The sequence below is a fragment of the Montanilutibacter psychrotolerans genome, assembly GCF_003719825.1.
In the GTDB taxonomy this organism is placed as follows: Bacteria; Pseudomonadota; Gammaproteobacteria; order Xanthomonadales; family Xanthomonadaceae; genus Montanilutibacter; species Montanilutibacter psychrotolerans.
Window position 1 is genome coordinate 160,393 of record NZ_RIBS01000007.1, and the last position, 14,132, is coordinate 174,524.

At 69.4% G+C, this 14,132-nt stretch carries 12 protein-coding genes; 6 read left to right on the forward strand and 6 right to left on the reverse strand.

Annotated features, from left to right (window positions below):
* Window positions 1-32: 32 nt before the first annotated feature.
* Together EER27_RS17640 and hutU are read right to left on the reverse strand one after the other, a co-directional pair.
* Entirely contained in the window at window positions 33-428 is a 396-nt protein-coding gene (locus EER27_RS17640; RefSeq protein WP_223807352.1) for an AAA family ATPase, read from the reverse strand.
* Window positions 429-631: 203 nt separating this feature from the next.
* Complete coding sequence (gene hutU / locus EER27_RS14300) at window positions 632-2,296, reverse strand: urocanate hydratase (RefSeq protein WP_123088798.1); 1,665 nt, start codon at window positions 2,294-2,296, stop codon at window positions 632-634.
* A gap of 150 nt (window positions 2,297-2,446) precedes the next feature.
* Here hutU and EER27_RS14305 point away from each other — a divergent pair, with 150 nt between their 5' ends.
* Window positions 2,447-3,025, forward strand: a complete 579-nt coding sequence (locus EER27_RS14305; RefSeq protein WP_123088799.1) for a TetR/AcrR family transcriptional regulator — start codon at window positions 2,447-2,449, stop codon at window positions 3,023-3,025.
* A 159-nt stretch (window positions 3,026-3,184) separates the two neighbouring features.
* On the opposite strand, the gene EER27_RS14310 is transcribed toward EER27_RS14305, so the two are convergent.
* Both EER27_RS14310 and EER27_RS14315 read right to left on the reverse strand, forming a co-directional pair.
* The gene (locus EER27_RS14310; RefSeq protein ID WP_123088800.1) at window positions 3,185-3,553 is read right to left on the reverse strand and encodes a hypothetical protein; all 369 of its coding nucleotides are present in this window, start codon (window positions 3,551-3,553) and stop codon (window positions 3,185-3,187) included.
* A gap of 97 nt (window positions 3,554-3,650) precedes the next feature.
* Window positions 3,651-4,196: a YybH family protein gene (locus EER27_RS14315; RefSeq protein ID WP_223807358.1), complete on the reverse strand. Its 546-nt coding sequence runs from the start codon at window positions 4,194-4,196 to the stop codon at window positions 3,651-3,653.
* Window positions 4,197-4,400: 204 nt separating this feature from the next.
* Here EER27_RS14315 and EER27_RS14320 point away from each other — a divergent pair, with 204 nt between their 5' ends.
* The 3 genes from EER27_RS14320 (at window position 4,401) to EER27_RS14330 (ending at window position 7,833) form a co-directional block, all read left to right on the forward strand.
* A complete protein-coding gene (locus tag EER27_RS14320; RefSeq protein ID WP_123088801.1) occupies window positions 4,401-5,681 on the forward strand; it encodes an alkaline phosphatase family protein in 1,281 nt (426 codons plus the stop codon).
* 90 nt (window positions 5,682-5,771) lie between these two features.
* Window positions 5,772-7,277 carry a DNA-3-methyladenine glycosylase 2 gene (locus EER27_RS14325; RefSeq protein WP_123088802.1) on the forward strand — a complete coding sequence of 502 codons (1,506 nt, stop codon included), beginning with the start codon at window positions 5,772-5,774 and terminating at the stop codon, window positions 7,275-7,277.
* A 58-nt stretch (window positions 7,278-7,335) separates the two neighbouring features.
* Complete coding sequence (locus EER27_RS14330; protein ID WP_123088803.1) at window positions 7,336-7,833, forward strand: methylated-DNA--[protein]-cysteine S-methyltransferase; 498 nt, start codon at window positions 7,336-7,338, stop codon at window positions 7,831-7,833.
* Window positions 7,834-8,018: 185 nt separating this feature from the next.
* On the opposite strand, the gene EER27_RS14335 is transcribed toward EER27_RS14330, so the two are convergent.
* Window positions 8,019-9,671 carry a serine hydrolase gene (locus tag EER27_RS14335; RefSeq protein ID WP_123088804.1) on the reverse strand — a complete coding sequence of 551 codons (1,653 nt, stop codon included), beginning with the start codon at window positions 9,669-9,671 and terminating at the stop codon, window positions 8,019-8,021.
* Window positions 9,672-9,847: 176 nt separating this feature from the next.
* A complete protein-coding gene (locus EER27_RS14340) occupies window positions 9,848-11,206 on the reverse strand; it encodes a formimidoylglutamate deiminase (protein ID WP_123088805.1) in 1,359 nt (452 codons plus the stop codon).
* 67 nt (window positions 11,207-11,273) lie between these two features.
* Here EER27_RS14340 and hutI point away from each other — a divergent pair, with 67 nt between their 5' ends.
* Both hutI and EER27_RS14350 read left to right on the forward strand, forming a co-directional pair.
* Complete coding sequence (gene hutI, locus EER27_RS14345) at window positions 11,274-12,515, forward strand: imidazolonepropionase (RefSeq protein ID WP_123088806.1); 1,242 nt, start codon at window positions 11,274-11,276, stop codon at window positions 12,513-12,515.
* A gap of 142 nt (window positions 12,516-12,657) precedes the next feature.
* A complete protein-coding gene (locus EER27_RS14350) occupies window positions 12,658-13,860 on the forward strand; it encodes a dipeptidase (RefSeq protein ID WP_123088807.1) in 1,203 nt (400 codons plus the stop codon).
* The last annotated feature ends 272 nt before the right edge of the window (window positions 13,861-14,132 follow it).

Genomic DNA, 14,132 nt, shown 5'->3' on the forward strand with positions numbered 1-14,132 from the left:
ATTGCTCGACCGCAGAAACGGTCCACCCCAGATCACCGCTTGATCTCCGGGTCCAGCGAAAACGCCGACGGGAGGCCGCGCGGCGGCGATGGCAGCCCCAGATCGATCGCATAGCCGAAGTCCTCGCCGGCGAACCCCAGGCGCAGCGATACCACCTCCTGGCGCGCGCCGCCTTCCACCGGAACCTCGCCACTGCGCATGCGCCGGGTGATGTTCTCCGGCCCCGCCCACAGCGTCGATTGCAGGCCGCCTTCGCGCGCCAGCGCGGGCACCACCCCGCCCTGCGCGGTCTCGGCCAGCAACCGCAGCGCGCGATAGAGGTTCGACTTGCCGCTGCCGTTTGCCCCGGTCACCAGGTTCAGCGATCCCATCGGCACGGCGAGGTCACGCAACGAGCGGTAGTTGGCGATCGCCAGGGTGGTGAGCATCGGGACGCGTGTGCGGTGCGAATCGGAGAGAGCGCCAGCGTAGCGGAGCGCTCCGTTCGCGTCACACCACAACGTCGATGATTTGCGTGCGCTGCGTGCGATCGATGCGGTGCGCGTTGATGAGGTCCGATCGTCGTGCGGGCGGAAAGCAGAACGGCCCGGGGATGCCGGGCCGTTCGTGCTTCAAGCGTAGTACGCCGCGATCACAGCATCGGCAACTTCAGGCCCTGCTCGCGGGCGCACTGCTTGGCAATCTCGTAGCCCGCATCGGCGTGGCGCATGACGCCGGTGCCGGGGTCGTTCCACAGCACGCGGGCAATGCGCTTGTCAGCTTCCTGGGTGCCGTCGCAGACGATGACCACGCCCGAGTGCTGCGAGTACCCCATGCCAACGCCGCCGCCATGGTGCAGCGACACCCAGGTGGCGCCGCCGGCAACGTTCAACATCGCGTTGAGCAGCGGCCAGTCGGACACGGCGTCGGAGCCGTCGCGCATCGATTCGGTTTCGCGGTTGGGCGAGGCGACGCTGCCACTGTCGAGGTGGTCGCGGCCGATCACGATCGGCGCCTTGAGCTCGCCGTTGCGCACCATCTCGTTGAACGCCAGACCCAGCTTGTGGCGCAGCCCCAGGCCAACCCAGCAGATGCGCGCGGGCAGGCCCTGGAAGCTGATGCGCTCGGCCGCCATGTCCAGCCAGCGGTGCAGGTGCTTGTCGTCGGGGATCAGCTCCTTGACCTTGGCGTCGGTCTTGGCGATGTCCTCCGGGTCACCGCTCAGTGCGACCCAGCGGAACGGGCCCACGCCGCGACAGAACAGCGGGCGCACGTACGCCGGCACGAAACCGGGGAAGTCGAACGCGTTCTTGCAGCCTTCGTCGAACGCCATCTGGCGAATGTTGTTGCCGTAGTCGAAGGTCGGGATGCCCATGTCCTCGAACGCCAGCATCGCCTCGACGTGCGTGCGCATCGACTTCTTGGCCATGTCGCGCACGTGCTCGGGGTTGTGCTTCTGCTCGGTCAGCCACTGCTCGACGGTCCAGCCGATCGGCAGGTAGCCGTGCACCGGGTCGTGCGCGCTGGTCTGGTCGGTGACCGCGTCCGGACGCACACCGCGACGCACCAGCTCGGGCAGGATCTCGGCAGCGTTGCCCAGCAGCGCGATGGACTTGGCCTCGCCGGCTTCGGTGTACTTGTCGATGCGCGCGAGCGCGTCGTCGAGGTCGGTGGCCTGCTCGTCGACGTAGCGCGTGCGCAGGCGCATGTCGATGCTCTTCTGCTGGCACTCGATGGTCAGCGAGCACGCGCCCGCCAGCGTGGCGGCCAGCGGCTGCGCGCCGCCCATGCCGCCCAGGCCCGCGGTCAGGATCCACTTGCCCGTGAGGTTGCCGGCGTAATGCTGACGGCCCATTTCGACGAAGGTCTCGTACGTGCCCTGCACGATGCCCTGCGAGCCGATGTAGATCCACGAGCCGGCCGTCATCTGGCCGTACATCATCAGGCCCTTCTTATCGAGCTCGTTGAAGTGCTCCCAGTTCGCCCAGTGCGGGACCAGGTTGGAGTTTGCGATCAGCACGCGCGGCGCATCGGCATGCGTGGGAAACACGCCGACCGGCTTGCCCGACTGCACCAGCAACGTTTCGTTGTCGTCGAGCTCGCGCAACGCCTTGAGAATTGCGTCGAAACTCTCCCAGTCGCGCGCGGCACGGCCGATGCCGCCGTACACCACCAGCGCGGTCGGGTCCTCGGCCACTTCGGCGTCGAGGTTGTTCTGGATCATCCGGTAGGCGGCTTCGCTCAACCACGACTTGCAGTTGAGCTGGTTGCCACGCGGGGCGCGGATGACGCGGGACGGATCGATGCGGGTGGACATGGGCGGCTACCTGGCACAGGACGGGGCGATGGGAAATTATCGCGCTGCGGTTTTGCCTCCAGCCAGCGCGAACCGGTGGGTTACGGTCGATGGAGACGCGTTTGGTGGCGCGATTGCCCGCTATCGGGTCTCGGCGTATACGCTGTACACATGACCACCTCCACTGCCGACCGGATTCTGCGCGCTGCCCGGTCCCTGTTCGAGCGCGACGGCGCGGATGCGGTCAGCATGCGTCGGGTCGCCGAGGCGGTCGGGATCACGCCGATGGCGATCTATCGCCATTTCCAGAATCGCGAGGCCCTGCTGCGCCGCATCAGCGACGACAGCTTCCACGAGATCGCCCACCACTGGTCCGCCCGCAGCCAGGGACAGGACGTAATCGCGCGGCTGATGGCCGTGAACCGCATCTACCTGGACTACGCGCTGGCGCACCCGCACCTGTTCGACCACGCGTTCTCCAGCAAACGAAATGAGGCACGCCGGTTCCCCGAGGATTTCCGCGACCGTCGCTCGCTGACGCTCAACGTGGTGGCCGATGCGGTCGCCGACGCGATGGACGCAGGCGCGCTGCGCCGCGATGACGTCTGGGACGTGGCGATGACACTGTGGGCCCACACGCACGGCTTGATCTCGCTGTACCGCGCCGGCCGTTTCAGCTACGACGAGGCGGCGTTCCGCACGTTCTACGACGCGTCGCTGGGACGGCTGCTGGACGGACTGCGCTGCTGACGTCGCGCGCGACGGCGCGTGGATTCGCATCGCCGCCAAGGCGCGCACTTGCATGCTGCGATGCGATTTCCGCCCTGGTTCGATTCGGTCCGCCAGAACGGCCGACGCCCGGCACGAGGCCGGGCGTCGGTTGTGCGAAACAGCGCGCGGGTGGTGGCGTCAGTGGATCGCCGGATCCAGCACGCGCAATGCGTCGGCGATATCGGTGCGTCCGGTGCGGTCGATGTCCTCTCTCGTGTACACGCGGCCGTTCATCGGCGCGCAACCGCGCTTGCCCTTCTTCTGCTCGCGCTGGATGAGGCGCGAACCGGTGTGACGCAGGCAGTTGCGATCGACTTCTGGCTTGGCAGTCGCATCGCCTTCGCCGGTGGTGCTGGCGTCGGCAACGGGTGCTTCGTTCGCGGCCTGAGCAGCGAGCTCCGGCTCGGCGGGAGGTGCCGTCTGCGCAGCAAGCGGGCCGGCTGCGAGCAGCAGACCCAGCAGGATTGCGCCATGCAGACGCAGGCGCTGGAAAGGCTTGGTAGTCATGGCTTCACCTGATGGCGCGGCGGGCACGGCCGCAGCTTCACCATACGCCCAGGCGCTGGGCCGGGCATCACGGGCCGCGCCCCCATTCATGTCAACGTCAGCCAGACGGGCAGGTCTCGCGACGGCCGGCGTGAAACGCGGCGACGTCGGCTTCGCTGGCCCGTACTTGCTCCACGCCATCGTCGAACAACACGCGCCAAACGCCGTCGGCGTCGTGCACCCAGACCGAATGGAATGCACCGATCGCGTAACGCGGGTCGGCGCCTTCGGTGAGATCCTCGTACAGCGACGGGCCGCTCGACCACGCGATCTCGCCCACCGCGCCGGCGTTGCCCGCGATCGTGACCCGGGTCGGGTACCACGACAACTTCCCGCGCTTGCCTTCGACGATGCGCGCCCAGCGCTTGGCAACCGCGTCACGCCCTCGGGTCGGCTCGGGCTGACTGGCACCGAACGTTGCGTCCGCATGCAAATGCTCGGCAAAGGCCGTCGCGTCGTTCTCGGCGACCGAGCGGGCAAAGCCGAGCTCACGCGTCCAGACCGCGCATTCGTCCGCGCTGAGCACCACCTGCGGCGCGGGCGGTGGCGCCTCTGCCGCAAGCGCTGCCGACAGCGACATCGCCAGAGCACTGCCGATGAGCACACGCAAGGCCGGCCGCCCGGCCGGCGAGCGGGCCTGCGGGGATCGAGCATGCGGAGAGTGGGTTTGGACGGGCGCGGCATTCGCATGGTTCGGCATGGCGCTTGCTCCCTGGGGGCACGCAGCACTATCGACCGCGGCGCGGCGCATCGCCAGCGACAAAAGTCATGCGCGGAACCGACACCATCGCTGGCTATCATTCGCCCGATGCCGACACGCCACACTTTCCTGCACGCCTTGCTCGCAACCGCACTGCTGTTTGCCGCGACCGCCTGCCACCATCTGCCCCGCCCGCCGGACACCCGCAGCACCGGCGAACCGTCGACCGCGCAGCCGCCCACGCTGGTGCTGCTGTCGCTCGACGGCTTCCGCGCCGACTACCTGCAGCGCGGCGTCAGCCCCAACCTGCAGCGGCTCGCCGACGAAGGCGTGCGCGCGCAATGGATGACGCCGTCGTATCCGGCGCTGACGTTTCCGAACCACTACTCCCTGGTGACCGGCTTACGGCCGGACCACCACGGCGTGGTGCACAACACGATGCGCGACGAGGCGCTCGGCAGGTTTCGCGTGGCCGACACACAGGCCAAGTCCGATGGCCGTTGGTGGGGTGGCACGCCGATCTGGGTCGGCGCGGAGTCCGTCGGATTGCCCAGCGCGGTGATCTTCTGGCCCGGCGGCGAGGCGGCGATCAACGGCGTGCGACCGACCCGATGGCTGCCATGGGACGACACGATTCCGCCCGCCGCGCGTGTCGACCTCGCACTGCAATGGCTCGACGCGCCAGCACCGACGCGGCCGCGACTGGTCGCGCTGTACTTCGAAACCCTCGACCGTGCGGGCCACGACCACGGCCCGGATTCGCCCGAGGTCGATGCCGCCATCGCCGAACTCGACGCTGCGATCGGCCGCCTGCGCGCGGGTCTGGCCGCGCGCGGCCTGCTCGAGCACACGAACCTGGTGGTGGTGTCCGACCATGGCATGGCAACGGTGCGAAACGCGATCGAGACCGAGGGCATGGTCGATGCCGCGGATGCCGCGCTGGTGTCGGACGGGCAATCGATTGGCTTCGCGCCGTTGCCCGGGCGCGCCGCAGCGGCCGAGAGCCGCCTGCTTGGACGGCACGAGCATTACGAATGCTGGCGCAAGCAGGACCTTCCGCCGCGCTGGCAGTACGGAACACACGACCGCGTCCCGCCCATCGTCTGCCAGATGGACGAAGGCTGGGACGCGGTGCCACGCCAGAAGCTGCAACAACGCACACCGCGCGCAGTCACTGGATCGCACGGTTTCGATCCGGCGTCACCGAGGATGCGCGCCCTGTTCGTCGCGCGTGGCCCGTCAATCCGACGCGGCGCGGTGCTGCCTCCGATCGACAATGTCGACGTGTATCCATTGCTCGCGCGCCTGCTGGGCATCGACCCGTCGCCGAACGATGGCGATGCGGCCGCGTTGCTTCCGGCGCTGCGGGAAGCTGCCGCCGAGCATTGAGCGCCGCGTCGGAACGGCCTCCCACAAGGGCGCCGCATTGATGTCCGAATTCGGCGAGTCCGACCTTCGCCGCGGTGCTAGCCTGCGGCCATGAACACGCCAGACGCCGCCAGCACCCATCCCGATATCCAGGTCTGCGAACAGGCACGGCTGAGCCGCGACGCGCGCTTCGACGGGCTGTTCTTCACCGCCGTCACCAGCACCGGCATCTATTGCCGGCCGGTGTGCCCAGCACCCGCGCCGAAGCCCAAGAACATCGTCTATTACCCGAACGCGGCCGCGGCCGAGGTCGCCGGCTTCCGCCCCTGCCTGCGCTGCCGACCGGAGCTCGCGCCCGGCGACGGCACGTGGCGACGCGGCGATGCCGTGGTGGCACGCGCGCTGAAACTCATCGATGCCGGTGCGCTGGCCGAGCAGCCGCTGGCGGCACTGGCCGAGCGCGTGGGCGTTGGCGAACGGCAGCTGCGGCGATTGTTCGTCGAGCGCCTGGGCGCAGCGCCACTGGGAGTGCACGGCACGCGTCGGCTGCTGTTCGCCAAGCAGTTGCTGACCGAAACCGCGCTGCCGATCACCGAAGTCGCGCATGCGGCAGGATTCGGCAGCCTGCGCCGCTTCAACACCACGTTCCGCGAGGCGTACCGGATGGCACCGCGCGACCTGCGCAAACGCCCGCGCGTGGACGACGCGCAGGTGCTGGCGCTGCGCCTGGGGTACCGGCCCCCCTACGATTTCGATTCGATGCTGGCCTTCCTGCGCGGCCGTGCCTTGCCGGGCGTGGAAGTGGTCGATGCGTGTTCTTACGCCCGCGTGATCGGGCCGGACGCACGGCACCCGCAGGCCGCGCCGGGTTGGTTGCGCGTCAGTGCCTGGGGCACGGGAGACGCGGCGCTGAAGCTCGAACTGCACGGGGTCGCGGCGTCGCGGCTGCTGGAGATCGTCAACCGCGTTCGGCGCATGTTCGACCTGGACGCCGACCCGCAGGCCATTGCAGCAGGCTTCGCCGGCGACCGGCAATTGTCCGCGCTGGTGGCCGCACGCCCGGGCCTGCGCCTGCCCAGCGGTTGGGACGGCTTCGAGATCGCGGTTCGCGCCATCCTCGGGCAGCAGGTCAGCGTGGCGGCCGCACGCACGCTGGCGACCCGCACCGCGCAACGCTTTGGCGAGACACTGCCGACCCCGTTCGCGCCCGGACTCGAGCACCTGTTCCCGACGCCAGCGGCGCTGGCCGATGCCGACCTCACCACGATTGGCCTGACCCGGGCACGCGCCGACACGGTTCGGACGGTGGCGCGGGCATTGCTCGATGGCACCGTCGATTTCGCCCCGGAGCGCACGCTCGACGACTTCGCCGCACGCTGGGTCGCCTTGCCCGGGATCGGCCCCTGGACGGCGCAGTACATTGCCCTGCGTGCGCTCGGCCATCCCGATGCGTTCCCGGCCGAGGACCTGGTGCTGCAGCGCGCTGCCGCCGAAGACGGCGGCCGACTGACGGCCAAGGCATTGCGCGAACGCGCCCAGGCCTGGCGTCCGTGGCGTGGGTACGCCGTGATCCACCTGTGGCGCGACTCCATGCCCTTGCCGAAGGCGGCGACATGAGTCGCCACCCTCCCCACAAGTGCGCCTTGCGCCGCGTGCGCCCCAGCGGAGACGATCGATGATCCACACCCACATCGCCAGCCCGGTCGGGCCATTGCTGCTGGCCGCCAGCGACGACGGCCTGCACCTGATCGAGTTCACTTCGCCGCGCCACCCCTATCCCCGCGGTGCCGACTGGCGCCACGGCGATCACGAAGTACTGCAACGCGCGCGCGAACAACTCGACGAGTACTTCAATGAAGGCAGGCGCGTTTTCGACCTGCCGCTGGCGCCGCGCGGCACGCCGTTCCAGCGGGAGGTCTGGCGCACGTTGACCACGATTGCGTACGGCGAAACGCTGAGCTACGCGCAGTTGGCGTCACGTGTCGGACGGCCCAGTGCAATGCGTGCGGTCGGTGCCGCCAACGGGCGCAACCCGCTACCGATCGTGCTGCCCTGCCATCGCGTGATCGGCGCCGACGGCAGCCTGACCGGGTTTGGCGGCGGTCTGCCGACCAAGCGCTTCCTGCTGGAGCTGGAAGGGGCGTTGGCTGTCGATCTGTTCGGCGCGGCGTGAGGTAACGGACTTCCGCGCTCGGCCAGATCAAACGCGCAGCGCACACCCGGTCAACGCCGCCCACCCGCCTGCACGGTGCGGGCGACGACAGCGCGCTGCCACCCGCACGATCGCAGGAGCCCTGCCGGACAGTTGCCGCTGACCCTGGCGACAGCGCGCGTTGCGACAGCGCGTTACGCCATCGCTCAGCGACGCTCGCCACGCAGGGTGTTGCCCCCCTGCAGCAGGCGCAACGCGACGACCCGGTCGTCGTCGCCACGCTCGAAGCGGACCTCGATGCCGAACGCCGCGGCCTCGAAGACGTCCTTCGCGGCCGGTGTCAGCTCGAACGCGCCCTGCCCGGTCGCCTGGCCGAACAGCTTGCCCTCGCGCTCGCTGACGGTCAGCGCGAACGACGGCATCAACGGGTACTCCCCGGCGTACGCACGCAACGCGTCGTTCGACAGCTCCGGTACCGGCGCGGCATCGAGACGGCGCGCACTTGCCGCGCTGCCTGCCTGTTGCCAGAGGAACCCGTAGCTGCCGTCGGCGCGCCGTTGCGGGGTCAACGATGCATCGAACAGCAACGGGTAGAAATCGCCGGCGTCGTCGTGGCCCATCTCGAACGCAGGCTGGCCCTGCGCCTGGATCACCAGCGCCTGCCCCTTGCGACTGAGGTGCATGGTCATGCCGCCATCGAGTGCGTAGTCGCCAACCAGCGCGTCGAGCAAGGCGGCGTCGGCTGCCACGGCCTGGCGCGGCTTGCCCAGCGGCACGAGCGAATCGAGCAGAGGCAAGCCAAGGCTGCCAAGCCCGCCCAGTGTGTGCAGCGCGGTATCGGACAGCACCACCACACCGCGGCCACGCTCGCGATCGAACGCAACGAACGACGAGAACCCGCCGGTGCCACCCTCGTGCGCATGCACGGTGCGTCCGTTGAGCGGCGCAAGCATCCAGTTCATCGCCATCACCGGCTGCCCGCCCGGATTGACCGGTTGCTGGCTCCGCGCGATCGCGGCCTGCAACGGCGCAGGCGCATGGCCGAGCTGGCCTTGCACGTAGGCGACCATGTCGTCGAGCGTTGCACGCACACCACCGACGCCGGCCAGGTCGCCGTGGAAGTTCCACGCCGGCACCGGCAGCGCGTTGGGTGCGTGGCCGATCGCGGCGCGCACGCCGTCGGGGCGATGGTTCACGTAGGCATTGCGCATCTGCAGTGGCGCGAACAGGCGCTTCTGCAGCAGCGTCTCGAAGTCGCTTCCGGCGCGCCGCGCCACCGCGTGGGACAGCAGCATCGAAGCGAAGTTGGAGTACTCGAACTGGCTGCCCGGTGCCCGCTGCAACGTGGTCCGGCCGAGCGCGGTCAGCAGTGCCGCCGGATCGAGCTTCGCGTAGGGATCGTCGAAGCCGCCCATCGGCGCGCCCGGTGGCAATGCCGGCAGCCCCGAGGTATGGGTGACGACGTGGCGCAGCAGGATCGGCTGGCCATTGAAGGTCGGCACCGTGGTGCCGTCGGGCAGATAGGCCGACAGGGGGTCGTCGAGGGACGCATCGCCCAGTTCGATCAGCTCGGCGAGCAGGGCCGCGGTCATGGTCTTGCTGACCGAGCCGATCTCGAACGCGGTGGTCGGGCCGACGCGCGCGCGGTCCTTGTCGTCGGCGCAGACGTAGGCACGGCTGACGGAAGTGTCGATCACCGCAACGGCGGCACAGGCCCCGGTGCGATCGCCGTGCAGGCGTCGGGCCACGATGCTGGCCAGTTCGGCGTCGGACATCGCGCCGGCCAGGCTCGGCGCGGCGATGGCGGCCAGTGCGAGTCCGAGAACGGCGCGGGCCTGGGTCACTGCAATACGGGTCATCGGTCGCTCCTTGCGGTTGTGACGGCGAACTGTCGGGTCGCTCCCGGCGTCATCGGCGTGTACCGGGCAAACCTTGCCACGGCCCCTGGCGCTGGTCACCTCGCGATACGGGCAGGGCCACCGCGCAGGCAGGCGCGTTCAGAGGCAGCGCTCGGCGCCGCGTTCATCGGCCTTGTTCAAGTGGCGAGCAGTTGCTCGACCGCCGAACGGAATCGCGCGGCGATGTGCTCCCGCTGCAGGTGTTGGCCGCCCAGCACCACGCATCGCCCGTCGACCCAGGTTTCCAGCACGAGGTTGCGGTTGCCGCTGAAGATCCAGCGGTCCAGCGCGTCGGCATCGCTGGCACCGACGAACTGCGGCGCATCGGTGTCCAGCACCAGCGCATCGGCGAACGCGCCTTGGGCAAGCGTGCCGATCGCCTGGCCGCTGGACGCGGCGGCGCTGATCGCGACATCGCGGAGCAGGGTTTCGGCGACGCTGGTCGAGCCGGTCGGATCGTCCTGGTGGCCCACGGCGATGTTGCGCCGGCGCGTGGCCAGGCGCTGTCCGTACTCGAGCCAGCGCAGTTCCTCGACCGGCGACACGGAGATGTGCGAATCCGAACCGATTCCCCAACGGCCGCCGGCATCGAGGTAGTCGCGTAGCGGAAAGAGTCCGTCGCCGAGGTTGGCTTCGGTGGTCGGACAGATCGCCACGGTCGCGCCGCTGCGCGCGATGCCCCGCACTTCCGCGTCGTCCAGGTGGGTTGCGTGCACCAGCGTCCAGCGCGCGTCGACGTCGGCGTTGTCGAGCAGCCATTGCACGGGCCGCGCACCGCGGATCGCGAGGCAATCGTCGACCTCGGCGGTCTGTTCGGCAATGTGGATGTGGAGGCGGCTGTCGTCCGGAAGACCGGCCAGCACGGCGCTCATCGCATCGGCCGGCACCGCGCGCAGGCTGTGCAGCGCGCAACCGATCTCGACCCCGGCGCGCGGATCGCCACGCAGGTCATCGAGCAGGCGCAGATAGGCGTCGACGTCATGACCGAAACGCCGCTGCCGCTCACCCAGCGCGCGACCATCGAAACCGCCGGTCATGTACAGCACGGGCAACAACGTCAGGCGAATGCCGGTGTCGTGCGCGGCGGCGATCAGCGCCCGCGACATCGCCGCCGGATCGGCATAGGGACGGCCGTCGGGCGCGTGGTGCAGGTAGTGGAATTCGCAGACGGTGGTGTAGCCCGCCTCGAGCATCTCGGCGTACAGCTGCGCGGCCACGGCGTGCAGGGTGTCCGGGGTGAATCCGGCGGCGAAGCGGTACATCGTCTCGCGCCAGGTCCAGAACGAATCGGCCGGATCGGTCTGGCGCTCGGCCATGCCCGCCATCGCGCGCTGGAAGGCGTGCGAGTGCAGGTTCGCGATGCCGGGCACCACGCGTCGCGAGGTCGCCTCGCCGTCGCGGCGGTGCACGATGCGCCCGTGCGGATCGACGTCGAGCGCGGTGCCGTCGCGCCAGCCTTCGGGATGCCAGAGCCTTGCGTTGGGAATCGTCTGCATGGGGGGATTGTCGCCCGTGGCGCCGCCGGGCGCGAGACGCGGGTGGCCCCGGACTTACAATCGCGCCATGACCAATCACACACCTCAATGGGACGGCATCGTCGTCGGCGCGTCGCTGGCGACCCTGGATGCCGCGTCGGGCTACGGCGAGATCGTCGATGCCGCACTGGCCTGGCGCGACGGGCTGCTGACCTATGTCGGGCCGCGCGCGGGGTTGCCTGGCGCGCCGTCCGCACTGGCGCGCCAGGTGATCGAAGCCGATGGCTGGATCACGCCGGCGCTGGTGGACTGCCATACCCACCTGGTGTTCGCCGGCGACCGCGCACGCGAGTTCGAGCAGCGACTGCAGGGGGCGACGTACGAGGAGATCGCCCGCGCCGGCGGCGGCATCGTGTCCAGCGTGCGCGCCACCCGCGCTGCCGATGAGGACGAGCTGCTGCGGCAATCGCTGCCCCGCGCTCGGGCCTTGGTGGCCGACGGTGCGACCACGCTCGAGATCAAATCCGGCTACGGCCTCGATCTGGACAGCGAGCGCAAGATGCTGCGTGTTGCGCGCCGCATCGGCCAGCAGCTCGGCATCGACGTGCGCTGCACCTACCTTGCAGCCCACGCCCTGCCGCCGGAGTTCAAGGATCGTGCGGACGACTACATCGAAGCGGTCTGCCAATGGCTGCCGCAACTGCATGCCGAAGGACTGGTCGACGCCGTCGATGCGTTCTGCGAAGGCATCGGTTTCTCGCCGGCGCAGACGCGGCGCGTGTTCGAAGCCGCGCGCGCGCTCGGCGTGCCGGTCAAGCTGCACGCCGACCAGCTCAGCGACCTCGGCGGCGCCGCACTGACGGCCGAGTTCGGTGGCCTTTCGGCCGATCACGTCGAATACACCAGCGTGGAAGGCGTGCGCGCGATGGCGGCACGCGGCACGGTAGCAGTGTTGCTTCCGGGCGCGTTCCACGTGCTGCGCGAGACGCGGCTGCCACCCTTGGACGCGTTCCGTGAGCACGGCGTCGCGATGGCGATCGCCACCGACTGCAATCCCGGCACCTCACCGCTGCTGTCGATGCGACAGGCGATGCAACTGGCCTGCACGCATTTTCGACTGACGCCCGAGGAGGCGCTGCGTGGCGCGACGGTACACGCCGCGCGCGCGCTGGGCCTGGCCGATCGCGGCGTGCTGCGCAACGGCCTGCGTGCGGACTTCGTGCATTGGCAAGTCGGGCACCCGGCCGAGCTGTGCTACTGGCTCGGCGGTCGCCTGGCCCAAGCCGTGTACGCCGCGGGGCAGCGCATTTCGGGCCAGGGCAGGCCCTGATCCGCACGAGTCGATTCCTCGCGGAAGGCTGCAGCGCGTCGACGCGCGTCGACGCGCGTCGGTGCGCGGGTGTTGCGCGCGCCGCGTCCTCGCCAGCAAGCTGCGCTTCCGTGCCGATGTCGGCCATCAACCAGGATTCCCGATGCGCATCCCGTCCGTGCTGGCGCTGTCCCTGTCGCTGATTGCCATGGCCGCACAGGCCGACGATGCCCCCGAAGCCGCGCGTGCGCTCGCCCAGGACGCCATCGTCGTCGACACCCACATCGACGCACCCAGCGTGCTGGTCGAGCGCTGGGGCGACATCGGCCGGTCCGCTCCCGACCGGGAATTCGATTACCCGCGCGCGCGCCGGGGTGGCCTCGACGTGGCATTCATGTCGATCTACACCGCGCCATCGGCCGATGAGGACGGCACCGCCCGCCAGCGCGCGCACGCACAGATCGACGCGGTCGAGGCGGCGGTCGCGCGCCATCCGGACCGGTTCGCGATGCTGCATTCGCCCCGCGACCTCAAGCACCTGCGGTCCGGTGGTCGCGTGCTGCTGGCGCTGGGCATGGAAAACGGCGCGCCAATCGGCGAAGACCTCGAACAGCTGACGCGTTTCCATGCCCGCGGCGTGCGCTACATCACCCTGGCCCACAGTGCGAACAACCGCATCAGCGATTCCTCGTACGCGCTCGAGAAGCGGTGGGGCGGGCTCAGCCCATTCGGCGAGCGGGTCGTCGCCCGGATGAACCAGCTCGGCATCATGGTCGACGTTTCGCACCTGTCCGATGACGCGGTCAGCGACGTGCTGGCGATCAGCACGGTGCCGGTGATTGCCAGTCACTCAGGCATGCGCCACTTCACGCCCGGTTTCGAACGCAACCTCAGCGACGAGCTCGCCAATTCGATCGCAGCGAAGGGCGGCGTGGTGCAGCTGGTGTTCGGCAATGGATTCGTCAATCCCAAGGCCGCCGCCGACATGCGGGCGTACTTCCCGGCCGCGGCTGCCTTCCAGAGCGAGAACGCCGCGCTGGCCGCCGCCGGCAAGCCGCAGCGCCCACAGGCCGCCTTCGACGAGGCCTGGGAACTGGCGCACCCGGTGCCGGAAACCGACATCGCTGCGGTCCTCGACCAGATCGACCACGCGGTGCGCCTGCTGGGTGCCGATCACGTCGGCATCGGCTCGGATTTCGATGGGGTTGGCGGGGCGCTGCCGACGCAGCTGCGGTCGGTCGCCGACTACCCCAACCTGGTCGCCGGCCTGCAGGCGCGCGGCCATTCCGACGCCGACATCCGCAAGATTCTCGGCGGCAACCTGCTGCGGGTCTGGCGGGCGGTGGAGGATGCCGCAGTTCGCTGACCCGCCGCTTGCGGGCACCCCGCACGAGCCGGTCATCCACGAAACGCCCCACGATGTGGGGCGCTTCCGATCACTGCGTAGGGCGCATTAGCCGAAGGCGCAATGCGCCGAATGTGGCGCCCAACGACAATCCACCTCGACGTGAAAACAATCCGGCGCAATGCCCTTGGGTTATTGCGCCCTTGTATCTTCAACCCACCAGCGATGGGCTGGTGATCCGGGGGCACTCGGATCGGTGCAGGGAGAGACTGTTTGCGCCCTGAGACTGCGAG

Excerpts from the sequence above, each read along its gene's own strand:
- EER27_RS17640 (WP_223807352.1), bottom strand. The coding sequence starts at position 428 with ATGCTCACCACCCTGGCGATCGCCAACTACCGCTCGTTGCGTGACCTC.
- hutU (WP_123088798.1), bottom strand. The coding sequence starts at position 2,296 with ATGTCCACCCGCATCGATCCGTCCCGCGTCATCCGCGCCCCGCGTGGC.
- EER27_RS14305 (WP_123088799.1), top strand. The coding sequence starts at position 2,447 with ATGACCACCTCCACTGCCGACCGGATTCTGCGCGCTGCCCGGTCCCTG.
- EER27_RS14310 (WP_123088800.1), bottom strand. The coding sequence starts at position 3,553 with ATGACTACCAAGCCTTTCCAGCGCCTGCGTCTGCATGGCGCAATCCTG.
- EER27_RS14320 (WP_123088801.1), top strand. The coding sequence starts at position 4,401 with ATGCCGACACGCCACACTTTCCTGCACGCCTTGCTCGCAACCGCACTG.
- EER27_RS14325 (WP_123088802.1), top strand. The coding sequence starts at position 5,772 with ATGAACACGCCAGACGCCGCCAGCACCCATCCCGATATCCAGGTCTGC.
- EER27_RS14330 (WP_123088803.1), top strand. The coding sequence starts at position 7,336 with ATGATCCACACCCACATCGCCAGCCCGGTCGGGCCATTGCTGCTGGCC.
- EER27_RS14335 (WP_123088804.1), bottom strand. The coding sequence starts at position 9,671 with ATGACCCGTATTGCAGTGACCCAGGCCCGCGCCGTTCTCGGACTCGCA.
- EER27_RS14340 (WP_123088805.1), bottom strand. The coding sequence starts at position 11,206 with ATGCAGACGATTCCCAACGCAAGGCTCTGGCATCCCGAAGGCTGGCGC.
- hutI (WP_123088806.1), top strand. The coding sequence starts at position 11,274 with ATGACCAATCACACACCTCAATGGGACGGCATCGTCGTCGGCGCGTCG.
- EER27_RS14350 (WP_123088807.1), top strand. The coding sequence starts at position 12,658 with ATGCGCATCCCGTCCGTGCTGGCGCTGTCCCTGTCGCTGATTGCCATG.